Origin of the sequence: Prochlorococcus sp. MIT 1307 (genome assembly GCF_034092395.1) — a bacterium.
In the GTDB taxonomy this organism is placed as follows: Bacteria; Cyanobacteriota; Cyanobacteriia; order PCC-6307; family Cyanobiaceae; genus AG-363-K07.
Map to the genome: position 1 here is coordinate 1,011,448 of NZ_CP139301.1, position 21,460 is coordinate 1,032,907.

At 41.0% G+C, this 21,460-nt stretch carries 26 protein-coding genes and 1 tRNA gene; 15 read left to right on the forward strand and 12 right to left on the reverse strand.

All coding sequences use genetic code 11. The features are described 5' to 3' along the window. Position 1 precedes the first annotated feature (1 nt). Positions 2–130 (reverse strand): photosystem II reaction center protein I, encoded by a 129-nt coding sequence (locus tag SOI82_RS05255; protein ID WP_320668303.1) that lies wholly within the window; start codon positions 128–130, stop codon positions 2–4. A 370-nt stretch (positions 131–500) separates the two neighbouring features. Between SOI82_RS05255 and psbH the strand changes: the two genes are divergently transcribed. From psbH to SOI82_RS05275, 4 genes are read left to right on the forward strand one after another with little or no spacing between them, the layout of a single operon-like run. Beyond that, entirely contained in the window at positions 501–701 is a 201-nt protein-coding gene (psbH, locus tag SOI82_RS05260; protein WP_320668304.1) for a photosystem II reaction center phosphoprotein PsbH, read from the forward strand. 48 nt (positions 702–749) lie between these two features. Then, positions 750–992 (forward strand): TatA/E family twin arginine-targeting protein translocase, encoded by a 243-nt coding sequence (locus tag SOI82_RS05265; protein WP_320668305.1) that lies wholly within the window; start codon positions 750–752, stop codon positions 990–992. Positions 993–1,035: 43 nt separating this feature from the next. Then, the gene (pth, locus tag SOI82_RS05270) at positions 1,036–1,641 is read left to right on the forward strand and encodes an aminoacyl-tRNA hydrolase (protein WP_320668306.1); all 606 of its coding nucleotides are present in this window, start codon (positions 1,036–1,038) and stop codon (positions 1,639–1,641) included. An 8-nt stretch (positions 1,642–1,649) separates the two neighbouring features. Continuing rightward, positions 1,650–1,907 (forward strand): DUF3146 family protein, encoded by a 258-nt coding sequence (locus tag SOI82_RS05275; protein WP_320668307.1) that lies wholly within the window; start codon positions 1,650–1,652, stop codon positions 1,905–1,907. Here the strand turns inward: SOI82_RS05275 and SOI82_RS05280 are convergent. The 4 genes from SOI82_RS05280 to rph all read right to left on the reverse strand — a co-directional run bounded on the left by SOI82_RS05280 (position 1,885) and on the right by rph (position 4,847). Continuing rightward, entirely contained in the window at positions 1,885–2,322 is a 438-nt protein-coding gene (locus SOI82_RS05280) for a resolvase (RefSeq protein ID WP_320668308.1), read from the reverse strand. The two genes, SOI82_RS05275 and SOI82_RS05280, sit on opposite strands and share 23 nt — an antisense overlap. Then, positions 2,319–3,251, reverse strand: coding sequence for a DUF3084 domain-containing protein (locus SOI82_RS05285; protein WP_320668309.1), 933 nt, complete (start codon positions 3,249–3,251; stop codon positions 2,319–2,321). Before SOI82_RS05285 ends, SOI82_RS05280 begins: the two co-directional genes overlap by 4 nt. A 58-nt stretch (positions 3,252–3,309) precedes the next feature. Beyond that, complete coding sequence (gene ntcA, locus SOI82_RS05290; protein WP_320668310.1) at positions 3,310–4,044, reverse strand: global nitrogen regulator NtcA; 735 nt, start codon at positions 4,042–4,044, stop codon at positions 3,310–3,312. Between the two features lie 80 nt (positions 4,045–4,124). Further along, positions 4,125–4,847, reverse strand: coding sequence for a ribonuclease PH (rph, locus tag SOI82_RS05295; RefSeq protein WP_320668311.1), 723 nt, complete (start codon positions 4,845–4,847; stop codon positions 4,125–4,127). Positions 4,848–4,986: 139 nt separating this feature from the next. Here rph and SOI82_RS05300 point away from each other — a divergent pair, with 139 nt between their 5' ends. From SOI82_RS05300 to thyX, 3 genes are read left to right on the forward strand one after another with little or no spacing between them, the layout of a single operon-like run. Next, positions 4,987–5,598 carry a cob(I)yrinic acid a,c-diamide adenosyltransferase gene (locus SOI82_RS05300; protein WP_320666434.1) on the forward strand — a complete coding sequence of 204 codons (612 nt, stop codon included), beginning with the start codon at positions 4,987–4,989 and terminating at the stop codon, positions 5,596–5,598. Continuing rightward, on the forward strand, positions 5,598–6,191 hold the full coding sequence (gene dcd, locus SOI82_RS05305) for a dCTP deaminase (RefSeq protein ID WP_320666435.1): 594 nt from the start codon (positions 5,598–5,600) through the stop codon (positions 6,189–6,191). Before SOI82_RS05300 ends, dcd begins: the two co-directional genes overlap by 1 nt. A gap of 2 nt (positions 6,192–6,193) precedes the next feature. After that, complete coding sequence (gene thyX, locus SOI82_RS05310; RefSeq protein ID WP_320666436.1) at positions 6,194–6,826, forward strand: FAD-dependent thymidylate synthase; 633 nt, start codon at positions 6,194–6,196, stop codon at positions 6,824–6,826. A gap of 6 nt (positions 6,827–6,832) precedes the next feature. Here thyX and SOI82_RS05315 read toward each other — a convergent pair whose 3' ends face one another. Further along, the gene (locus SOI82_RS05315) at positions 6,833–7,402 is read right to left on the reverse strand and encodes a thioredoxin domain-containing protein (RefSeq protein WP_320666437.1); all 570 of its coding nucleotides are present in this window, start codon (positions 7,400–7,402) and stop codon (positions 6,833–6,835) included. A gap of 275 nt (positions 7,403–7,677) precedes the next feature. Here SOI82_RS05315 and glmM point away from each other — a divergent pair, with 275 nt between their 5' ends. Next, a complete protein-coding gene (gene glmM / locus SOI82_RS05320) occupies positions 7,678–9,081 on the forward strand; it encodes a phosphoglucosamine mutase (RefSeq protein WP_320666438.1) in 1,404 nt (467 codons plus the stop codon). A 57-nt stretch (positions 9,082–9,138) separates the two neighbouring features. Here glmM and trmB read toward each other — a convergent pair whose 3' ends face one another. After that, entirely contained in the window at positions 9,139–9,822 is a 684-nt protein-coding gene (trmB, locus tag SOI82_RS05325; RefSeq protein ID WP_320666439.1) for a tRNA (guanosine(46)-N7)-methyltransferase TrmB, read from the reverse strand. Between the two features lie 107 nt (positions 9,823–9,929). Here trmB and SOI82_RS05330 point away from each other — a divergent pair, with 107 nt between their 5' ends. Beyond that, entirely contained in the window at positions 9,930–10,541 is a 612-nt protein-coding gene (locus SOI82_RS05330) for a DUF3177 family protein (protein ID WP_320666440.1), read from the forward strand. Between the two features lie 129 nt (positions 10,542–10,670). Here SOI82_RS05330 and ileS read toward each other — a convergent pair whose 3' ends face one another. Together ileS and SOI82_RS05340 are read right to left on the reverse strand one after the other, a co-directional pair. Beyond that, positions 10,671–13,580 carry an isoleucine--tRNA ligase gene (gene ileS, locus SOI82_RS05335; protein WP_320666441.1) on the reverse strand — a complete coding sequence of 970 codons (2,910 nt, stop codon included), beginning with the start codon at positions 13,578–13,580 and terminating at the stop codon, positions 10,671–10,673. Positions 13,581–13,601: 21 nt separating this feature from the next. Then, entirely contained in the window at positions 13,602–14,150 is a 549-nt protein-coding gene (locus SOI82_RS05340; RefSeq protein WP_320666442.1) for a Ycf66 family protein, read from the reverse strand. Positions 14,151–14,203: 53 nt separating this feature from the next. Between SOI82_RS05340 and SOI82_RS05345 the strand changes: the two genes are divergently transcribed. Both SOI82_RS05345 and crtR read left to right on the forward strand, forming a co-directional pair. Next, a tRNA-Leu gene (locus SOI82_RS05345) sits at positions 14,204–14,285 on the forward strand. 54 nt (positions 14,286–14,339) lie between these two features. Continuing rightward, positions 14,340–15,383: a beta-carotene hydroxylase gene (gene crtR / locus SOI82_RS05350; protein WP_320666443.1), complete on the forward strand. Its 1,044-nt coding sequence runs from the start codon at positions 14,340–14,342 to the stop codon at positions 15,381–15,383. On the opposite strand, the gene gatC is transcribed toward crtR, so the two are convergent. Both gatC and SOI82_RS05360 read right to left on the reverse strand, forming a co-directional pair. Continuing rightward, positions 15,380–15,673: an Asp-tRNA(Asn)/Glu-tRNA(Gln) amidotransferase subunit GatC gene (gene gatC / locus SOI82_RS05355; protein WP_320666444.1), complete on the reverse strand. Its 294-nt coding sequence runs from the start codon at positions 15,671–15,673 to the stop codon at positions 15,380–15,382. The genes crtR and gatC overlap by 4 nt on opposite strands. Beyond that, positions 15,670–16,470, reverse strand: coding sequence for a creatininase family protein (locus SOI82_RS05360; protein ID WP_320666445.1), 801 nt, complete (start codon positions 16,468–16,470; stop codon positions 15,670–15,672). The genes gatC and SOI82_RS05360 overlap by 4 nt, the downstream gene beginning before the upstream one ends. 274 nt (positions 16,471–16,744) lie before the next feature. Between SOI82_RS05360 and SOI82_RS05365 the strand changes: the two genes are divergently transcribed. Together SOI82_RS05365 and SOI82_RS05370 are read left to right on the forward strand one after the other, a co-directional pair. After that, entirely contained in the window at positions 16,745–17,389 is a 645-nt protein-coding gene (locus tag SOI82_RS05365; protein WP_320666446.1) for a DNA-3-methyladenine glycosylase, read from the forward strand. Continuing rightward, on the forward strand, positions 17,386–18,402 hold the full coding sequence (locus SOI82_RS05370) for an aspartate carbamoyltransferase catalytic subunit (RefSeq protein ID WP_320666447.1): 1,017 nt from the start codon (positions 17,386–17,388) through the stop codon (positions 18,400–18,402). Before SOI82_RS05365 ends, SOI82_RS05370 begins: the two co-directional genes overlap by 4 nt. A gap of 39 nt (positions 18,403–18,441) precedes the next feature. Here SOI82_RS05370 and SOI82_RS05375 read toward each other — a convergent pair whose 3' ends face one another. Then, complete coding sequence (locus SOI82_RS05375) at positions 18,442–18,783, reverse strand: DUF565 domain-containing protein (RefSeq protein WP_320666448.1); 342 nt, start codon at positions 18,781–18,783, stop codon at positions 18,442–18,444. Positions 18,784–19,129: 346 nt separating this feature from the next. Here SOI82_RS05375 and coaBC point away from each other — a divergent pair, with 346 nt between their 5' ends. Next, complete coding sequence (gene coaBC / locus SOI82_RS05380) at positions 19,130–20,416, forward strand: bifunctional phosphopantothenoylcysteine decarboxylase/phosphopantothenate--cysteine ligase CoaBC (protein ID WP_320666449.1); 1,287 nt, start codon at positions 19,130–19,132, stop codon at positions 20,414–20,416. A 217-nt stretch (positions 20,417–20,633) separates the two neighbouring features. Further along, the gene (gene psbO, locus SOI82_RS05385; RefSeq protein ID WP_320668341.1) at positions 20,634–21,428 is read left to right on the forward strand and encodes a photosystem II manganese-stabilizing polypeptide; all 795 of its coding nucleotides are present in this window, start codon (positions 20,634–20,636) and stop codon (positions 21,426–21,428) included. Positions 21,429–21,460 lie beyond the last annotated feature (32 nt).

Sequence of the window (21,460 nt, forward strand, 5' to 3'; positions counted from 1 at the left end):
CTCAGTCTTGTGGACTTTCGAGATCCTTTCTTGCAGGGGTCCTGCTTGGGTCGCTAGCCAAGAAACCAAAGAGAAAGGTCCCGACAAAAAAGAAGACGACCGTGTAAACGGAAATCTTGAGCGCAAGCATGAAAAGCGACCACGACTATTTAAGCAATCTCATCTTATGAGGCTTTGAGGTGTAATCGCACTAAAAATGCCTCTCTAGACCCTTCGATTGGCGTGGATTGAAATGTTTCGAAGTAGCTCTCATGTAAATCTCGCCAAATCTGGTCCTCAAAACACACTCCAATGAACCTCAATCTTCGTAAAGTTGAGCTGAGTTCATTCATCAAAACCTAGCTTTGGGATAGAAAAACCAAGAATTCATGGAAATTAGGCTGGTTCAAAAAGGCAACAGAGAAGAAATTTGCATCAAATATCCCCAAAGGAGGCAGCATTGAAGGGGCATGCCCATACAATGTTGTCACTAATTCATCGATTCAGACTCGAGCAACGTCATGGGACAGAAAACTGCGCTTGGAAGCCTGCTTAAAAGAATTGGAAATAGTAACCAAGGCAAGGTAGTTCCAGGATGGGGGGCAACACCAGTTATGGCTTTTGTTGGTGCCATGCTTATTATCTTTCTACTAATCATGCTGAATATCTACAACCAATCAGTTCTCCTTCAAGGCTTCTCAGTCGATTGGAATGGGGTCTAACCCAAATGAAAATCAGTTTAAAAAAGTAAAAGGTGCTGAGGAGCGCTGATGAACATCTTTGGCGTAGGTCTGCCTGAGATAGCTGTAATCAGCGCTTTGGCGCTGATTATCTTTGGCCCCAAACGATTGCCTGAGTTAGGAAGAACTCTTGGTAAAACACTAAAAGGTCTTCAAACAGCCTCAACAGAGTTCGAAAAAGAAATACAACAGGCAATGTCAGAGAATGAATCTATCGAGGAAGTTTCCAAGGATGAAATTGCAAACACAAAAGATTCGACCGAACAAAAATAATCACAACTATGAGGTAACAAATTCTCTTAAAAGCTGAAATTTTATGTCCGGAGATTTCCGGTTATTGGTAGGTCTAGGAAATCCGGGTTCCCAATACACCTCAACAAGGCATAACATTGGATTTTGGGTTTTAGAGGAACTTGCAACAAAGAAGCAAGTGAAGTTTCGTCATGCAAAAAAACTTCATGGCAATCTCTCTGAGGTTGAATTTGGCAAAACTGCAACCCGTGTACTTATGCCAACTACATATATGAATGAGAGTGGCAGATCTATTCGGGCTGCATTGGATTGGTTTGATATTGAAGTAAGCCAGCTTTTAGTACTAGTCGATGATATGGACCTACCCTTAGGTCGTATAAGAATTAGGGCTCAAGGCAGTTCTGGTGGCCATAATGGCCTTCGAAGCATCATTCAACACTTAGGTACTGAAAATTTTTGCAGAATAAAAATAGGTATTGGTTCTCCAGCTGCTAAACAAGAAGAGCGCAAGGAAAAGACAATCCCACATGTTCTAGGTACATTCTCATCAAAAGAAGTGCCAATAGTTAATGAAGTAATTCAAGAAGTTCTTGAAGGATTGGACTTGATTCAAGCTCTTGGTCTAGAGCATGGAACCAATCGCCTTAATTCTTATAGACCCAAACAGTGATAGCCAAAATGAGTCAACTACCAGTTACCAAAGCTCACTTACGGATATATCGTCAAAGTTTTATTGATCAATGTCTTGATGGAGAAGTTTCAGCAGGAGGTTTTGAATGGCAATTCACATGGACTTTCAACAAAGGAGAGCTAATACTTGAACCTTCCTTGGGAAGAGCCCTGATTCAAGATGCTCTAATGCGATTTCTTATAAAAGCAGACTACAAACTAGAAGCTGGTGGGGACTATATCTTTACCGTTCGAGCGAAATTTTGAAATTTGGTGGGCCTGTCCAATTCAACTTCTTGCTCAAATGATCTTCTAATAGCACCAATGCAGCCACTGCATCCAAAGGATTCGTTGGTAAGAGCAAACCTCTTGGCAACCAACGCAACCAAATACCTGGCGGCCAAAGTTCCCAATAGCGCTCTCGAGCACGCAAAGTAGTACCCCTTTCCTCAACAATCTCAATAGGAGCAAGACCTTTCAACCTCACTTCCCAATATTTGCTGGTAGTGCCATTGCCTAGAACAATGCCATCTATAGGCCCCTGAGCTCTCCACTCAAGAATGCAATCAATCACCGCATTACTATCTATTACTCTCCCATCTAAAACAAGATCTGCTTCAAGATCAGCGAGTAATAGTCCACACTTTTTGTTGCCTGGGTCAATAGCAATAAAGCTTCTCATAATTTATATTTTGAAATCTTCCCTTGTACTTTTTCCCTGACTTGTAAAGAGATTGCCACGGGATCAGCAGTCTGACTAGTACGCAAAGAAATTGCTTCCAACTCAACAAAACCTTCTTTCCTCTTTAGCAATTCCTTAGCCATTTTATTAACTTCACTGGAATTAAATTGAATTACTGAGCTCAAAGAACCTCTTCTCTTAATCTCAGCAGATGTTGATTCAAACAACAATTGAATCTGTTTAGCTAAAGATTCGTTATTCATCTGACTTAATTCAATAGCTGTGCTAATTATTACCTCTCCCTCATTAACAATATTTATATTGGGCCTTACTTCAGGAAAAACATAGACTGCTTTTTCACCCAACAAAACATTACCTGCAGAGCGAATATTAACTGCCCATGAGCCTTTTTTACTTATTATCTCTTCTAGTCTTTTAATGTCTCCTCTTAATGCTAGAACTATTCTCCTTGAAGGCCTTTGTCCAGGCATAACTCTTCGATAGGCTTCATAATTTGCTCTTTGCAGTAAAAGATCAACTTCTTTTTTTGCATTCATTGATTGATCCAATTGAATTGTTGCAGTGGCTAAAGGTTGACCGCTACTAATAACAACATCGCCCCTACGCAAAGCGTACAAATTCTTCCCCAATTTTTTCAGATCCTTCTCTCCTGATTTAATTTTTGCTTGTATAGCCTCTAACTCAAATAACCCAACACGTAGTTGCCTACTTACTAGAAGCATCAAGCCAAGAGAAATAGCGCTAATGAGGCTGCCAGTAAGAACTGTTATTAAAACTGCTGTCCTACGTGGCCTGAGATTAAAGAAGCTAAGGCGGGCTTTCCCAATCCGACTTCCAAGCAAATCCCCCAAAGTTGCGAGGATGCCACCGAGAAATAACAAAGCAATGATCAGGAGCCAACCAGACACAGAAAAAAGTGAATTTAGTAATGAGCCTTTGTATTACCATCCTGAAACAACGCGTGACTCAACTAAATCGTTTAGCAAGTGCTATTGGATCAAGGATCGATATTTTCTTCCTCTCAATCTGTAGCAAGCCGGAGTTCCGCAAGTCACCTAACAATCGTGTAATTGTTACTCTCGTAGAACCAATTGCTTCAGCAATTGCTTGATGTGAAAGCTTTAAATCTATTGTGATTCCCTTTTGTCCTGGGACTCCAAAATCTCTACAAAGGACAAGAAGGAAGCTCACCAAGCGCGATGACATATCACGATGAGTCAGGGTTTCAATCATAGTTTCGGTCTGTAAAATCCTTGTAGATAACCCTTGCAGTAGTAAAAGCCCAACACTTGCATCACCTTCTATAGCATGCAGAACTGAAGCTGCTGGAGCTGTCACCATTTCTACTCTTGTAAAAGCGACAGCATGATAAAAACGATCCGAACGTTGGCCCGTAATCAAAGAAAGAACTCCAAATAAACTGTTCTCCCTTAGCAAAGCCACTGTAATTTCTTCACCAGATTCATAAACTCTCGATAATCGAACAGCGCCTCGACGTATTAAATAAACTCTTTCAGCTGGGTCTCCAGGAAAAAAAATAGTTTTCGATCGCTCTATCAACTCAGTATTCGCTCCATCAAGACCTCTCATGACATCAAGCAAGGTTCCACTAACAGGCCCCGGCCCATTAATCAGATTTGTTGTTTTTGGTGAGTCTGGTTGTGGTGCATAGCGGCTAAAGCCGCGAATAGCGCCGGCCATTTCGGCGAAGCAGATTGCAGGACGCTAAGGAGAGCGCTTCAAATAACTTGTAGCAATAATGACGTTTTTGAATCTTACTTTTATAAAACTGAAAGTTGAACCGCAAGAAGTTGCTTAATACCTGGCTCAGCAATATCGAGCAAATTATTGAGCTCTGCTCTTGAAAAAGGCTTACCTTCAGCAGTGCCCTGAAGCTCAAGCAAACGGCCATCAGCGTCCATGACAACATTCATATCAACATCCGCTGATGAATCTTCATTGTAATCAAGGTCAAGCAAACAAGTCCCATCCTTTAAACCCACAGAGACTGCCGCGACTTGGCCTGCAATGGGATCATTAATTAAAATGCCTTTCTTTAAAAGCCTTAAACAAGCCAATTTGAGTGCGATCCAGGATCCAGTGATAGAAGCTGTCCTAGTACCCGCATCAGCTTGAATCACATCACAATCAATCAAGAAAGTTTTTTCTCCAAGCACTTCCATATTCAGCACTGCTCTAAGACTTCTCCCAATAAGCCTCTGAATCTCCTGAGTTCGACCTGAAAGCTTCATTAACTCACGATTTTGTCTAGTAGGAGTAGAAGCAGGCAATAACCGATACTCAGCACTAAGCCAGCCTTTCCCGCTCCCTTCCAACCAGGAAGGCACACCTTCCCTCATGGACACACTGCAAAGGACACTTGTGTGACCTGTCTTGATAATCAAGGAACTAAGAGCAAATCCCATCGGGTCCAGGGTTACCTGGCAATGCCTTAATTCATCTGAAAAACGGCCCGTTGCTCTCATCTCAGGAACAGAACTCATGATTTCGAAAAACAAATATACAGATTGCTTTAAGCCTTAAAGAATTTCTAGCAATACACTATAGATAGTGTCAAAAAAGTTGTTTATTGAATTCTCACCGCTAGATTCATGGAATAGAGGTTTGGGGCCTGAAGTTTTTATGATCTCAAGAATTAGCCCTGAGTATCTTCCTAAACAAAGCCGAGCAATTGAAACTAGAGCAGGCCTGCATCCTGTTTCTACTCCTGGCAAGCGAGCACATCTCCATTTAGTTACTTCAGAAGGTCAACTGCAAGTACACACCGCACCCTTTAGAGGAAGTTTCTCAGGCGTCCTTAGCGAGGCACTAAGAGCCGCAGGATTAGGAAGTCGAGTAATTGTGGCGCAATTCTTAAAAGGAGGAGTCTCCCAAGGCCCCGAAGGAGCTGTTCAACTATGTGGACGACTGAAATGGCTAAGACCTTCCATCTCCTGCTGTCTAGTTGAGAACGCAAAAGAAAAGTCTTGCATCGAAAACAAATCAAATGAAAGAAATGCCGTTAGAGAAATATGGCAGGTTTGCAAAGAGAACATTCTTGAAGGAATCATCGATCAACTTGTTTTAGACGAAGTGGGCCTAGCCATTGCCCTTGGCTATCTCAAAGAAGATGATTTGATCACCACTCTTGAGCAACGTCCAGACGCTATGGATGTGATCCTTACAGGTCCTGCTATCCCACCAAGAATAATGTCCATGGCTGATCAAGTCACAGAATTACGCTCAGGACACTAATGCTAAAAAACGATCGCTGGATAACCAAACAAGCCAAAGAGGGAATGCTTGAACCCTTTCAAGAATCACTAGTACGACATCTTCAACCAGAGTCCAACAAAAATCCTGTACTTAGTTTCGGATGTTCGTCCTATGGATACGACCTGAGACTTTCCTCTGAAGAATTTCTTATTTTTCGACATGTTCCAGGAACAATAATGAATCCCAAAAGATTTAATCCAGAAAACCTAGAGTCAACTGCCCTCCACCAGGATAAAGATGGAGATTATTTTATACTTCCAGGCCATTCCTATGGACTAGGTGTAGCGCTTGAGAAAATGAAAGTTCCCCCCAATATTACCGTCATATGCCTAGGTAAAAGTACATATGCAAGGCTGGGAATAATAGTAAATACAACACCAGCCGAAGCCAGTTGGGAAGGTCATTTAACACTTGAATTCAGTAATAGTTCTGGTGCTGACTGCCGCATTTATGCCAATGAAGGCATATGCCAATTACTCTTTTTTGAAGGTGATCCTTGTGAAACGACTTATAGTGATCGCAAAGGTAAATACCAGCATCAACCTGAGCGCGTTACGCTCGCAAAGATTTAATCATGAATATTGTTGAACTGGTTGCAACAACTCCAGATGCAGAGAAAACAATGGCATATGTTGCAAGAGTAAGTAATCCTAAAAATCAAGATAATCAAGACTTCACAAAGTTAATTCAATATTGTATAAACCATGAACACTGGAGTGTATTTGAACAAGCATATATGACTTTACAAATAGAGACTAATAGGGGAATTGCAGCGCAAATTTTACGCCATAGGTCTTTTACTTTCCAAGAGTTTTCTCAGAGATATGCCGACAGTACGCAACTTGGAAAGATTCCAATTCCAGAATTACGTCGTCAAGATAATAAAAACAGGCAAAATTCATTCTCTGACTTACCCAGTGAAGTTGCGAATAAGTTCAAATCAAGAATAAAAATTCAATTCGAACAAGCAACACAACTCTATGAAGAAATGATTGAGTCAGGGGTTGCAAAAGAATGTGCGCGTTTTGTATTACCTATTGCAACTCCGACACGAATATATATGACTGGATCTTGCCGTTCCTGGATTCACTATATCAAGCTTAGGACAGGACATGGAACCCAAAAAGAGCATATGCAAATTGCTAATAAATGCAAGAATATTTTTTGTGCCCAGTTTCCTACAGTATCTAAGGCTTTGGAATGGTAGGAATACTCAGCTATGGCTTCTTGGCTTAGGATTTTTAGTAGGACTCTGAGAACCAATTTTCTGGTTAATTGTTTTTTCCAAATTACTAACTTTTCCAGGATTTAATATCATTGGCAATTCTTGATGATTGATCAGAGCGAGTGTTAACTCCCTCAGTTTCTCCTCACTTTGTACACCGATTGCTGTTCCAGCAAAATTACCTTGATCATCAAAGAAATTTAATTGAGGTATCCCACTTACCCCATATTTCTCAATAAGGTCCAACCAGCGATTGTTTTCTATATTCAACAAAACAATGTCAACCTGCTTATCGATTTGACTTTCAATAGCCAAGATAGTTGGTGCCATTTGTCGGCATGCTTCACACCAATCAGCATAAAACTCAAAAATTGTTGGTTTGCCATTTGAAAGCGCAACTTCTGGAGAGAGGGAGTTACGAGCAAGTTGATCAAGAGGAGCCTGTGAGTTTATCCCACCTCGAATAAAGAAAAGCAGTGCTGATAAACCAAATGCGATCAGAAGTAATGCAACTCTTTGGGCCTGGCCAATGGAAGGATTGTTAGTATTAGAATTCATAGTGTGATATTTAAAAAGTTTTGATCGCCTACTAAAAAAATCTCTCTAATTTTATTTTACTAAAAAAAGAAGATCTATCTTAAAAGCTCCATTTTAAATAAACAAACTTGATCTAATAAATAAAATAATTCTCTAAAAGAGAAGCATGTTCCTTGCTAACCCAGGATTTCAGGCAAAGAGCTTTTCTCTTAAATTCAATCTCCAATTTTCTAAAAATTAGCTTTGTTTAAGCTAAGGTCTCCTCAAATTTAACGTTTAATTCACTCTTGAATCAAATGGTCAGCAATGCGATGCATCCTGTTGGCCTTCCAGTAGGCAGCATAAACACCGCAACTTTTGGAACTGATGGAGTCCGGGGCCAAGTTGGTACAGCTTTAACTCCAGCTCTAGTAATGCAATTAGGCTTCTGGGCAAGTCATGTTCTACCTAGGGAAGGGCCAGTACTAATAGGTAAAGACTCACGCCAGAGTGGAGACATGGTCTCTGCTGCGTTAACTGCTGGATTAACTGCTGCTGGTAAAGAGGTATGGCTAATTGGTCTATGTCCTACCCCAGCAGTGCCATATCTAATAAAAAATGTAGGTGCGTCAGGAGGAATAATGGTTTCTGCGAGTCATAATCCACCTGAAGACAATGGAATCAAAATCTTTAATGAGCATGGAAGTAAAATTGATTCAGAACAACAACGTTTAATTGAATCAAGACTTAGAGGAGAATTATCCAATCCAAAAGTTCTCTCTAAGACCACCAATTTTGGAACCACACATCAACGTACAGATCTATTAAATACTTACCAAGAAGGACTGATTTCTTCTGTTGAAAACAAAAAGCTAGATGGCGTCAGGGTAGTACTAGACCTGTGCTGGGGTTCTGCTACTGCTTGTGGTGCAGAAGTTTTTAAATCTCTAGGTGCTGATCTGACAGTCCTGCATGACAAGCCTGATGGGAGGCAAATCAACGTAGGTTGCGGCTCCACGCACCTAGCTCCATTGAGAAAGGCAGTTTTTGAAACTCAAGCCGACATGGGTTTCGCATTCGACGGGGACTCTGATCGAATGCTTGCTGTGGATAGGCATGGCCGGTTAATCGATGGAGATCATGTCCTTTATCTCTGGGGATCAAACCTTCAAGACCATGGACAACTTCCAAGCAACAGACTTGTGGCAACAGTTATGTCAAATTTAGGGTTTGAAAGAGCATGGAAAGCAAGAGGAGGGTTATTAGAAAGAACTCCTGTAGGTGATCAAAATGTACATTCAAAAATGATTTCCACAGGAGCAGCTTTAGGCGGAGAACAATCTGGTCACATCCTCTCCGCCAAACATGGTCTTTGTGGAGATGGATTACTTACAGCACTGCAGATAGCGACTATTTGCCATGAAAAGGGACTCACCCTTGAGCAATGGCGAGATGAAAGTTTTCAGGCTTTTCCCCAAAAGTTGGTAAATGTACCTCTGCCCAACCTCAATGACCAAACAGACTGGGAAAGCTGTGAGCCCATCCAAAAAGCTGTTAATAAGGCAGAAGCTGCTATGGGGGAAGATGGACGAGTTCTTTTACGTTTAAGTGGCACTGAGCCATTAATTCGAGTAATGGTTGAAGCCAAGAATCAACTTGATGTTGATTCTTGGAGCTCACATATAGCTAAAACAATAGAAGAGCATCTTGATGCTGCATAATACGCAAAGCTGAATTGAGCGAAATTAAAACATAAAATCTTGACAATCTAAAAATGATTAATTCTTCAACAATTGATATTCAAGGTTTAATCTTTGCAAGTCAGGCAATGAATGCGAATTGCGTATATATAAAGCTCTATAAACTGGCAAAGAGTTAGCAAGAACATAGTTCTCTCGTTCTGTCTTTACAGGAAAAGGATTCTTCTCTAGCCATATTCCACTAGAGTCTTCAGATCTATTGAAGCATTTACTAAGTTCAACAAGAGAAGTCATTGACTCTATAACATTTAAAATATCACTTTGTATAAATAATTCGCATCCAGGTCCAAGTGATTTGGCCAATGAAATTAATAATCGAGGTTGCAAAACCCTTCTTTTCTTATGACGCCTTTTAAACCATGGATCAGGAAATTGTATTGATACTCTTGCAAGAAAATTAATTGGCAAGTCAGATAGCCAAGAGTCTAAACTTACATTGGCATTGCAAAATATAAATCTTAGATTTTTCAGACCTAGCTGATTCCTATCTCTCTCAGCGGCATCAACCAAAGTCTTACGAATCTCAACTCCAAGATAATTCCAATCAGGTTGCAAGCTAGCCATTTCCAACAAAAACTTGCCTCGAGCAGAACCAATATCTAGGTGCATTGGTAATTCTGCATTCTCAAATAATTCAGAAGGGCCTGGCAGCTCAAGAGGAAGCTGAAAAAAGCTGCTCAGTGGGTTGACATGTTGACGCACTTAGTAAGTTCTAGGATTAAAAAAGACAATGGTATATCTAACTAAAACCTAACAAGCCTTGTAAAAATGAGCACAGGATTGATAATGACCTCTTACGAAGCTAATCAGTGACAGAGCTTTCTTATCGTATTTTTGTGTGGCTTTCCTATCGCCTTGCTGCAACATTTGCTCTTGGAGTGCCTTTAATAATTCTGATTTGGGCTGCATTCCGCAAAGAAGCTTCCATGGTGAGATTGCTATCTATCTACTGGAAGATTTCCAGTCTAATGGCTATCAGCATGCTTCTACTAACTAATCAAAGCCCTATTGGGTATCTAACTTTTTTTATAGCACCATTGTTGATGGTTACCTCAGTATGGTTCTGGGTAGATCTAAATGAAGAGCTAGCAGATCTTCCTCCCTGGCGACCATTGCCCCTAACAGTAAGGCTCTGGCGATGGGCATTAACTGGCTTTGGCGTGATATTTGCAACTCTTTCCTCATTTGCACTCCCTTGCATCAAAACAATTGAAAATACAAAATGCTTTGCATGGATTGAGGCACCACAACTTTTGCACCAAAGTACCGAAAGAATATTCGGGTTCCTATTTGGTGGGAATTGGAACGAACCCTTAGCTTCCTTTATTGGATACTTAGCTTTAGTGATATATGTCATCGGCATCTTGCAATGGCTCCTCGTATATATGCCAAAACATGGGAGAATTGCAGGAGGCTTCTAAAAGTTCTTTATCAAACTTTTTTAAACCCGAGAAAATTTTTATGCTTAAGGAAAGCAAAAGTTTATATAGAAATCATACAATTACTCAATTAAATATAAATTTTAAAGAAGAATTAGAACCCTTTACTTCTTACAATCTTTCAAGAACATCTATACAGCGTCCACAAAGATCTTCATATTCAATATTCTTTCCTACATCTGTGACGTAATGCCAGCAGCGCTCACATTTAACGCCCCGAGCCTTAGCTACTTCGATCAGACCAATCTCGGTCTCTTCAGTCACTAAGACTTCTGCCCAAGGCTCACCTCCAACCTGCAATTGAGAGACTAACAACCAATCATGTAAACAATCAACTTCAGAGTCGCCCTTCTTATTTATCCATTTGAGAGCCTCATCCATAGATTCTAAATTAGGCTCATAGCGAACGGCCGCCTCAAGGCCTGCACCTAAGCAATGATTACTGCGGCAATCTTCTAAAACACGATTAACAGAACTACGTAATTCTCTTAGATCATTAAAGGGCTTAACTAAAGAAGGGTCTCTCCATATTTCAGGAATCTTTGGCCATCCTCGTTGAAAAACTGATTCTTCAAGGACCGTATAAGGCAAATTTTGCCAAATATCTTCTGCCATATGACATAAAACTGGTGAGATAACTCCTGCTAAGTTTTCAATTATAAGAGACAAAACAGTTTGACAACTACGTCTACGTGAGTCAAATGGTGCGCTCACATACAGTCGATCTTTAGCAATATCCAAATAAAAATTTGAAAGATCGACAACACAATAGCTCTGAAGAAGCTGAAAGAATCTAGAGAACTCGTATTTTTCAAAAGCAATCGTAATTTCATCGATGACCTCAGCTGTTCGATGAAGCATCCAACGATCTAAAAGTGGTAATTCATCGATATTAATTTTATCTCTAGATGGTTCAAAGTCATGCAGATTACCCAAAAGATATCTTGCTGTGTTTCTTACCTTTCGATATACATCTGCTAATTGACGCAAAATATTAGAGCCAATTGGAACATCTACTGAATAATCAACCGAACTAACCCAAAGTCGCAACACATCTGCACCAAATGCAGGCTCTTTTTTCTGATTCGAGCCACCATTAATAATTATCGAGGGGTCAATAATATTTCCGAGAGATTTACTCATTTTCCGTCCATTTTCATCTAATGCAAAGCCATGTGTAAGAACAGTTTGATAGGGGGCTTTCCCATTTACTGCAACTGATGTGAGCAAAGAGGATTGAAACCATCCACGATGTTGATCAGAGCCCTCTAAATAGAGGTCAGCAGGATATGTGATTTCCTTTCTTAAATCTGTAACAGCTGACCAACTTGATCCAGAATCAAACCAAACATCCATCGTGTCAGTACCCTTTGTCCACCGTTCTGATTGATTGGCATAAGAAGGTGGAAGTAGCACTGATTCATCTTCTTCCCACCAAATATCTGCCCCATGCTTTGCGACCAAACTCTCAATATGCTCCAAGGTGTCAGAATTTAATAGCACTTCTCCCCCATCTTTTTCATAAAAAACTGGAATAGGAACTCCCCATGTTCGTTGACGTGAAATACACCAATCCCCACGGTCACGAACCATAGCCTCTATACGGTTACGTCCAGAATTAGGGAGCCATTCAACAGTTTTTATTGCCGCAAGAGCATCCTCACGAAAACCTTCTACTGAAGCAAACCATTGTTCAGTTGCACGAAAAATAGTTGGCTTCTTTGTTCTCCAATCATATGGATATCTATGAGAATAGCTTTCTTGTTTTAATAAAGAATTAGCCTCTTTCAGTGCATCAATAATCACTAGATTTGCATCTTTTAAAACATCTAAACCTGCAAATCTACCAGCTTCAGATGTCAGAACTCCTCTTTCATCAACTGGACAAAGAATGGGCAAGCCATATTTAGCACCAGTTTTAAAATCATCTATGCCGTGCCCTGGCGCAGTATGCACTAGTCCTGTGCCAGATTCAGTAGTTATATAGTCTCCTCCTATAACTACTGAACTTGTTCGATCTAACAAAGGGTGTCGATATAAAAGACCATCTAAAAACTTTCCTTTAATAGTGGCTCTAACTGTTAATTTCAAGTCAAGAGTTTGACTAACAATAGATAAAAGTGCAGCAGCTAAAATAAATACCTGACCATTTTCATCTGAGGCAAAAACATATTCAAGGCGATCATTGACTGATATTGCTAAATTGGAAGGTAATGTCCATGGTGTTGTCGTCCATACTGCAATCTTAAGAACTTTCTCTAACTCAGATTTGCTTTGAGGCAGATTTAAATCTTGACTAGAAAGAGCTATTCGTAAATTATCTGGAACCTCTATAGCTGGGAAGGCGACGTAAATACTTGGACTAGTATGACCTTCAGGATATTCCAACTCAGCCTCAGCTAGTGCTGTTCTAGAGCTTGGACTCCAATGGACTGGCTTCAGACCCCTATAGATATATCCCTTAAGAGCCATCTGACCAAAAACATTTATCTGTGCAGCCTCATAATCCTTCTGAAGTGTTAAATAAGATTTCTCCCAATCGCCCCAAATACCCCAGCGACAAAAGCCCTCCATTTGAGAAGAAACCTGTTTAAGTGCATAAGCAGCGGCTTTTTTTCTTAAGCCGAGAGGAGTTAATTGTTCCCTTTCTTTTTTATGAAGAGTTTGTAAAACCTTCAATTCTATTGGTAGACCATGGCAATCCCAACCAGGTACAAAATGTACTTTTCGCCCTCTCAAAATCTGGTACTTATTAATAATATCCTTCAGCACTTTGTTCAAAGCATGGCCCATATGTAAGGAGCCGTTTGCATATGGAGGACCATCATGCAATGTAAAACTTCGGCCTCTGTTGCTTAGACCGAGCCGTAAATCAATTCCTTTCTCTTTCCAAAATTTTTGCAATTCAGGCTCTCTATGCCTCGCATTAGCACGCATGCCAAAGTTCGTTTGCAAAAGGTTTAATGTCCCTTTGTAAGACGGGCGGCGGTCCTCACCCTTAGTAGACGGCTCCTTGGTCACAATCTCGCTTCAGTAAAGCGATTATGAATCCTTTGGGGCACTCTGTCCTTCCAATGTCTTTTTAGGCTGTTGTTGCGAGCCATCTTTTGAGATTTGTAATTTCTCCATTGAATTGCTCTTAGAGAGTTTTGCAGGTGTTAGATCATCACTATTTTCTGGGCGCACCCATTTTTTTTGAATGGTATTAGAACTGGACTTGCGAAAAACAAATTTCATAACACTGCTCCCAATCCCGCCTAATTGCAGAAAACTTGCACCTATCTGCTTGAAGCCAGTCGTCCATCTTTCAATAGAAACAATTCGAAGCTTTTCTTCCTTGCTGAGAAGTTGCCAACGACTTATTGCAACTTCATAACCCAGCCTTCCAATTAAGAGAGCGCCTAAAGAGACTTCCAGGGAGGAAAGAATACTTAAACGGTCATTAGACGTAATAAGCACAAGACCCAACAAAATTGCTATAGCACCCCAAAGAGCATCTCTAGGACGACTAAGCTCTGTTACAAGAAGAGGTAACAGCATTATCGAAAACCCTAGTAAAAGAGCTAAAGCGCCAATAAAAATAGCCAGCATGATTTACCTATACCCTGATCTATTTTGTACGTGAGATTAGAGTTAATGCTGAAGCCCATCTGGCGGAATTGGTAGACGCGCTGGTTTTAGGTACCAGTGACCTAGGTCGTGGGGGTTCAAGTCCCCCGGTGGGCATTTGTTTCGTAACTTGGTTAGGTGTTTGCTTCTTTGCGATAATCACTTAAATCAATGACCAAGGCATTACAGACACCTCACTCAAATGAGTTGTCACAAAAATTTCTTAGTACTGCTGATTGGCAAAAAGTCATTCGGCAATATTTGGACCCTCCTAAGGGATGGAATATCACAGTGGGCTTATTCCTAGGAGGCTATGTCTTAGCTGCACTAAGTATTTGGCAGTGGTATCAAGGTACTTGGCCGTTACCAGTCCTAATCACTTTGGCATTTCTAGCCCTTCATATGGAAGGCACAGTCATTCACGATGCAACTCATAATGCTGCACACCCAAACCCATTGATCAATCAGGCTATGGGCCATGGCTCAGCAATTTTGCTCGGTTTCAGCTTTCCAGTTTTTAAAAGAGTGCATCTCCAGCATCATGCTCATGTCAATGACCCCAAAAATGATCCCGATCACATTGTGAGTACTTTTGGCCCAGTTTGGCTAATTGCTCCACGATTTTTCTATCACGAATATTTCTTCTTCGAAAGAAAGCTGTGGCGCAGATTCGAACTGATTCAATGGGGCTTTGAGAGAAGTTTGTTTATTTCAATTGTGCTTGCTGGAATACATTATGACTTTATGAATGTCATTTATAACCTCTGGTTTGGGCCAGCATTGATGGTTGGGGTGACGTTAGGTATTTTCTTTGACTATTTACCACATAGGCCTTTCCTTTCAAGAAGTAAATGGAAAAATGCAAGAGTTTATCCAAGCAGGTTGATGAACTGGTTAATAATGGGACAAAATTATCATCTAGTTCATCATCTTTGGCCTTCTATTCCCTGGTTTGAATACAAGCCTGCCTATGAAGCAACAAAGCCACTTTTAGATGCAAAAGGCTCACCACAAAGAATAGGCATATTTGAGACCCGTGAAGATGGATTTAATTTTCTATATGATGTACTTCTAGGCATAAGAAGTCACAAAAAACGTAGAAGCAAAATGAGACCTATAGCGAAGCTTCTACCTAACAGTCGTTTAAGGCGTCAGTGGATTGGATTACTTCAACGAACAGCTGTAATACCTACAAGTAAGCGCAATGGTGACTAATCAGAAAGAATTTTAGGTACTCTAAAAAAATTACCTTCTCTTTGAGGAGCTTGATCTAGTAAGTCCTCTTTAATAGTTGATTCAATTACTACATCTTCTCTAACCACATTTACCACTTCAACAGCTCTTGTTGTGGGAGATACGTCTTTAGTTTCTACTTCCTCAAGCTGAGCAACATAGCCAAGAATTTTTTCCAACTGACTGGTATAGATTTCGATCTGATCATCAGGTATTTCTAGGCGAGCCAACTTTGCAACTTTGAGTACATCTTCAGAAGTAATTTTGCTCATGATTGCTTAAGAAAATTAGAAAGGTCCTCCGTCAAGGCAGTTGAGGCTTTATCAAGAATTTCCGACCCATGTTCCGCCTTGGCCAAAAAAGGGTCTGAACCCATGCGACCGTCTGGATATCTAAGGCGAAAATCCTCAGGACCATGAATTGGTCCAACGGGAGCAGGCTCGGGAAGAGGTTGCTGCTTACTTTGCAAGCTTGCCTCCAAATGCAATGTTAATGCAATTTCACTTGGGGTTGCATGTTGTCCTTCTCTTTCACCATAAAGCTCTTTGGCATAAGTAAAGACCGAAGCCGCCATAAACCAATTAACTAACTTGCATTGAAATCTTGAAGCAACTGGAAGCTTTCGATTCAAAACCGTACTGTAAGCCTCCATAAATGCTGCCTTGGCGGTTGCAATATTGCCTCCATGCCCATTAATAACGAAAACTCTTTCAAAGCCATGACTGGCCAATGACAAAACAAGATCATGCAGCAAGGCAAGCAAAGTCGCAGGCTTAAGGCTCATTGTTCCTGGGAACCCAAGATGATGTTCAGCCATGCCAAAAGATTGAGTGGGTGCAACAAGCACTCCGGTTCGACGACCTACCTCCATTGCAACAGCCTCTGCTGTTAATGCGTCTGTTCCGATCGCCCCAGTGGGGCCATGTTGCTCTGTTGAGCCAAGTGGCAAAATAATACCCTTGCAATGTTGTAGATAGTCATCTACTTCTGGCCAAGTGTGAAGATCTAAACGAATAGAAGAAGAATCTTTTACAGGGCCAAGAAAATTGGACGAGATATCAGAAGACATTGCTAAGTAATTCAATCTCAAAGGGTTCACACTCTTCGAGGTCATTGTGAATGATGTCTAGGCCACCTTAAAGAGTAATAGGGAAGATTGGTTGGAGAAAAAGTTACAAATCCACATGAGATTCCCGGCAATGTTGAAATTAGACAAAGAGTTGCATATATAAATACTAAATACTTCTGTAAAATCTTTGACATTTTTTATTACAGTGTGAATCCGCAAAGTTCCAATGAAGTACACAATCAAAAAGGTCCTATCAAAGTAAGAGAATTTCAATATGTCTCCTAAAAGTATTATTGCTATAGATACTCAAACAATGCTGCCAAATTCGTTCTTTTGCCGTCCTGCACAATACGTGGCGCCTGATTTAATTGGATGCATGCTTGTTAAGGAACAAGCAGGTAATAATTATCTATTTGGAATAATTGTAGAAACAGAAGCTTATTCACAAGAAGAGCCAGCCTGCCATGGATACAAGCGTCGAACTTCAAGTAACGAAACACTCTTTGGCAAGCCTGGACATTTTTACGTCTATCTGACTTACGGCATTTACCACTGTGTAAATATTGTGACTGATAAAGCTGACTGGGCAAGTGGAGTTCTATTGCGCTCTATAGCTTTACCAGGGGAGCATGAAAGAGTTGCTTCTGGGCCTGGCTTGTTGGCCAAAAAATTTGAATTAAACAGAACTCATGACAGTTTGCCCATCTCATTAGAGAATGGTTTATGGCTGGCTGGCCGGTCATCAAAGGTAAGTATGCAAAAGATTATTCAAACAACCAGAATTGGCATCTCAGAAGCAAAAGATTTACCTTGGCGTTGGTATCTGCAGAACAGCAGAAGTGTAAGCAAGCGAGCAAAAAATGATCGCACTCCAACCAAAATGAAGGCTTGGAAACCAAGCGAAGGCGATAATCCATGAGCGGCTGGAGTCATCGTCATGTTCTGGATCTTGCAAGTTTCTCCATTGAGGATTTCTCCTCAGTTCTGGAGCTAGCAAATCGATTCAAAGCCGTAATCAATACAGGCACTCGAAAGTTGCCCGCCCTACAAGGAAGTTTAATTGCAACATTATTTTTTGAACCAAGCACTAGGACAAGAAGCAGTTTTGAACTTGCCGCCAAGAAACTTTCAGCGGATGTTCAAACCTTCTCTGCTAACAGCAGCTCTCTAAGCAAAGGGGAAACACCATTAGATACTGCCCTGACATATGTAGCAATGGGAGCCGATATCCTAATCATTCGGCATGGTTCAACAAATGTTCCTGCACAATTAGCTCACTGTTTAGAGAAAAGTGGGCACAAAACTGGAGTCCTGAATGCAGGCGATGGTCTTCATAGCCATCCAAGTCAAGGATTATTAGATCTATATACACTGGCAAAATTTTTCAGCCCTAATAATCCTTCGCCTGAAGCAATTAAAGGCAAAAGAATCGTCATTGTTGGCGATATTCTTCACTCAAGGGTGGCTCGATCCAATCTATGGGCTCTCACTGCCTGTGGTGCAAATATTGTCCTATGTGGCCCACCCACTCTTTTGCCTGAAGAATTTACCTCTTTTGTTGATGCCCCACCATCTGGCCAAAAGTATGACCCAATCGTTAAGCGTGGACAAATAACAGTAATGAGGTCTTTAAAAGATGCCTTCCAAGGAGCGGACGCAGTAATAACGCTAAGACTTCAAAAAGAACGTATGCGAGAAAACTTACTTACAGATCTATATCAATACAATTGTGAATATGGAGTAACTCATGAATCGCTCAAATGGTGTAAAGGAAATGTACCAGTTCTTCACCCTGGGCCAGTAAATAGAGGCGTAGAAATGAGCAGTGCTCTTCTGGAAGATGATTCAATTTGCCTAGTTAGGGAGCAAGTAAGTAATGGAATTCCTATTCGCATGGCACTTCTTTATCTATTAGTAACAACAAGGAGTTAAAAAACAACGCAAGCAACACTTAAAAGCGAAAAAAAAGGGTTACAATAATTTAAACCCTTCCAGTAAGAGTCCATATAAAATTCCTATTCTTGCTGAATCAATCAACTCTAATGAAAGTGAATTCCTTTCTCCAAGCTGCCAATTCCTTCGCAATCGAACCATTACTTCCAAAATCAAAACTGTAAAGAATGCACCTACTGGATCCATTAGTGCCAAAGTACCATTAATCATTCCAATAGAGCTACCTAGGAAAAAACCTATAAGCAGAACAATTAAAAGTATTGAATATCTTCTCCATGGATTAATAGCCCAATCCTCTAATCTCTCAAAGGCCTTTCCAAAACTTTTATGTAAATTTGTAGATTGCAGTCTCTTCGTCATGAGGAATTAAGTAGTCAAAGGAAAGAGCTCGTTGACTTTCAAAGAAATAGTAAAAAGAGGTAAAAATAGTCTTTTCTCCTAATTCTTCCAACGACCCTCATAACACTCAACCAAAAAGAGCTTAGATGAAGCAATTATACAGTTAACTCTCAAAACTTGAACTTCAATTTAGAGCGCTCTTTTCGCTCATCTTAGGAATTAGTCTATTGAAGAGGTAATACTCATTCTTCTAAAGCGATGTTTTGTCTATTATTCTTCTTAGGGTTTATTGCTTGGAATGATTAGTCCTACACCCCCCTTGATTTAACAATTAATTTCTTAAGTTTAATAGTGCAAAGAACATTCGATGATGATTGAGGAAATAAGTCCCTTAAAGGGCAGGCGGCTCCTAGTGGCGGCCTGTGGAAGTATCGCGGCAGTAAAAACCCCAATACTTGTAAGCAACTTAATCAAAGCAGGCGCTGAAGTTCGTTGCGTTGTTACTCCAAGTGCTTCACGCCTTGTCAGTCCAGTTTCACTTGCAACCTTAAGTAGAAATCGTTGCTATCAAGATGAAGATCAATGGAGCTCAAAAGAAGCAAGGCCTTTACATATCGCATTAGCAGAATGGGCTGAAATTGTTGTGATCGCACCGCTAAGCGCTTCTTCTTTGTCTCGTTGGAGTCAAGGACTTGCGGATGGGCTTTTAGCAAGTCTGCTAGTGGCCTGTGAATGTCCTGTCATTGCTTCCCCTGCAATGAATACGGGCATGTGGGCAAACAAAGCAGTTCAGAAGAATTGGGCGGCAATTAAAGACAACCCTAAAGTCATGGCCTTATCTCCTTCTTCGGGTTTATTGGCCTGTGACCGCTTAGGGGACGGTCGGATGGTTGATCCAGAATTTATTCAGCTCTCAATAGCTCATTGCCTAGTGAATAAAAGTAAAGACGAGGTACTTAAAAGTGATTGGCGAGGGAAAAGATTGCTTGTCACATCAGGGCCAACTATCGAAGCATTGGATCCCGCAAGGCAAATGACTAATCGAAGTAGCGGGCTGATGGGTGTAATGCTTGCTCAAGCCGCAAAGTGTAGAGGGGCAGAGGTTGATTTAATTCATGGTCCACTGCAACTACCCCACAGCTGGTTAGAGGGGTTAAAGACTCACCCTGTAAAAAGCTCTATAGAAATGCAAACAACACTGACAAAATTACAACCATCTGCAGACGCAATTGCCATGGCAGCTGCAGTGACAGATTTAAGGAAAAAAGGAGGCCCAATATCCAAGAAGATCAGCAAAGAAGCTTTATTGGCTTCTATAAGCCAGGAGTTTGAAGTGGTTCCTGATCTCCTCGCTGAGATAGCCAGTGGACGGCCAAAAGATCAGGCAATACTTGGATTTGCCGCACTAACTGGTAACGACATAGAACTTGAACAACTTGGTAGAAAAAAAATGCAAAGCAAAGGTTGCGATCTTCTAATGGCAAATCCCATTGATCGAATTGGTCAAGGCTTTGAAGAAAATGCCAATGGAGGGATCCTTTTGGGACCTGAAGGGATGGTAAAACCCATGCTTGTAACCTCAAAATTGGCCTTAGCGCATCAATTGCTCGATGCCTTAATCGGGTTAAAGCCAAATTTTTCCAAAAAAAATTAATAAAGTTTTATCTCTTTATAGCTTGCGCCTAAAAACGAAAAAGCATTGGTATCAAAGGAGTTTCGAAGTAAAAGAAGGCATTCATACTATTTAAAGAAGCGACAGGTTGTTGAGAGCTGCAAAAGGCTGGCCTTTAGGAGCATTTGCCCCCTGTAGTATCCCAACTGATTCATTGGGCGGTTTATACCGCAGTCATCTGGCCTTTCGGCTTCTTCTCATGCGATTTCGTCCTTTGCTGGCCTTGGTGCTAGCTTTCTGTCTTACCTTTGCAGCTGCCCCAAACAGTGTTTCTGCCGCGTTCGTACAAGGTCGCGAACGGGGTAATGCCCAGTTTGGCAAGTCCGTTAGTTCAGGGCAAAACGGAGTTTGCAGAACCCTTCCTGCTGGGTCTTCAGGTTCCATCAGCGCTGATGGAAGTTTTAAAGAACTCTGTTTACAACCAACAAAGATATTTGTGAAGGTTGCATCCAACAAGCGCCAATCAGCTGAATTTGTCCCTGCAAAAATTATCAGCCCCCGCTTTAACAGCAGCGTTGACCAGGTCTACGGTGACCTATCCGGCGGAAAGTTCACTGCAAAAGGTGGCATTGATTTCTCATTAATTACAGTTCTTGCTCCTAATGGAGAAGAGTTTCCTTTAGCCTTCTCTGTTAAAGATATGGTCGCAGGTGGAGGCAAGTCCATAGCTCCTGGAGAAGAGTTCACTGGAACAACATCCATTCCTAGCTACCGTACTGGTGACTTCCTTGATCCCAAGAGTCGCGCTAAGGACACTGGTGTTGATTATGCGCAGGGTCTCGTTGCCTTAGGTGGTGATGATGAAGAGCTTGCCAAAGAAAACATCAAACAAGATCTAGGTGGGGATGGCCAAATAACCCTTTCAATAGGCAGTGTGGCTGGAAATGAATTTGCTGGCACTTTCGAGGCTATACAGCCTTCAGATAATGATCTGGGATCGAAAGAACCAGTAGATGTGAAGCTGACTGGCAATCTGTATGGCCGCAAAGCCTAATCAAATTGCTTATCACTATCTCTGTTCAAACC

Excerpts from the sequence above, each read along its gene's own strand:
- thyX (WP_320666436.1), top strand. The coding sequence starts at position 6,194 with ATGAATATTGTTGAACTGGTTGCAACAACTCCAGATGCAGAGAAAACA.
- pth (WP_320668306.1), top strand. The coding sequence starts at position 1,036 with ATGTCCGGAGATTTCCGGTTATTGGTAGGTCTAGGAAATCCGGGTTCC.
- coaBC (WP_320666449.1), top strand. The coding sequence starts at position 19,130 with ATGATGATTGAGGAAATAAGTCCCTTAAAGGGCAGGCGGCTCCTAGTG.
- SOI82_RS05365 (WP_320666446.1), top strand. The coding sequence starts at position 16,745 with ATGTCTCCTAAAAGTATTATTGCTATAGATACTCAAACAATGCTGCCA.
- psbH (WP_320668304.1), top strand. The coding sequence starts at position 501 with ATGGGACAGAAAACTGCGCTTGGAAGCCTGCTTAAAAGAATTGGAAAT.
- glmM (WP_320666438.1), top strand. The coding sequence starts at position 7,678 with ATGGTCAGCAATGCGATGCATCCTGTTGGCCTTCCAGTAGGCAGCATA.
- gatC (WP_320666444.1), bottom strand. The coding sequence starts at position 15,673 with ATGAGCAAAATTACTTCTGAAGATGTACTCAAAGTTGCAAAGTTGGCT.
- SOI82_RS05300 (WP_320666434.1), top strand. The coding sequence starts at position 4,987 with ATGATCTCAAGAATTAGCCCTGAGTATCTTCCTAAACAAAGCCGAGCA.
- SOI82_RS05340 (WP_320666442.1), bottom strand. The coding sequence starts at position 14,150 with ATGCTGGCTATTTTTATTGGCGCTTTAGCTCTTTTACTAGGGTTTTCG.
- rph (WP_320668311.1), bottom strand. The coding sequence starts at position 4,847 with ATGAGTTCTGTTCCTGAGATGAGAGCAACGGGCCGTTTTTCAGATGAA.
- SOI82_RS05265 (WP_320668305.1), top strand. The coding sequence starts at position 750 with ATGAACATCTTTGGCGTAGGTCTGCCTGAGATAGCTGTAATCAGCGCT.
- SOI82_RS05280 (WP_320668308.1), bottom strand. The coding sequence starts at position 2,322 with ATGAGAAGCTTTATTGCTATTGACCCAGGCAACAAAAAGTGTGGACTA.
- SOI82_RS05360 (WP_320666445.1), bottom strand. The coding sequence starts at position 16,470 with ATGTCTTCTGATATCTCGTCCAATTTTCTTGGCCCTGTAAAAGATTCT.
- dcd (WP_320666435.1), top strand. The coding sequence starts at position 5,598 with ATGCTAAAAAACGATCGCTGGATAACCAAACAAGCCAAAGAGGGAATG.
- SOI82_RS05375 (WP_320666448.1), bottom strand. The coding sequence starts at position 18,783 with ATGACGAAGAGACTGCAATCTACAAATTTACATAAAAGTTTTGGAAAG.
- SOI82_RS05255 (WP_320668303.1), bottom strand. The coding sequence starts at position 130 with ATGCTTGCGCTCAAGATTTCCGTTTACACGGTCGTCTTCTTTTTTGTC.
- SOI82_RS05315 (WP_320666437.1), bottom strand. The coding sequence starts at position 7,402 with ATGAATTCTAATACTAACAATCCTTCCATTGGCCAGGCCCAAAGAGTT.
- SOI82_RS05275 (WP_320668307.1), top strand. The coding sequence starts at position 1,650 with ATGAGTCAACTACCAGTTACCAAAGCTCACTTACGGATATATCGTCAA.
- crtR (WP_320666443.1), top strand. The coding sequence starts at position 14,340 with ATGACCAAGGCATTACAGACACCTCACTCAAATGAGTTGTCACAAAAA.
- SOI82_RS05370 (WP_320666447.1), top strand. The coding sequence starts at position 17,386 with ATGAGCGGCTGGAGTCATCGTCATGTTCTGGATCTTGCAAGTTTCTCC.
- ntcA (WP_320668310.1), bottom strand. The coding sequence starts at position 4,044 with ATGGCCGGCGCTATTCGCGGCTTTAGCCGCTATGCACCACAACCAGAC.
- psbO (WP_320668341.1), top strand. The coding sequence starts at position 20,634 with ATGCGATTTCGTCCTTTGCTGGCCTTGGTGCTAGCTTTCTGTCTTACC.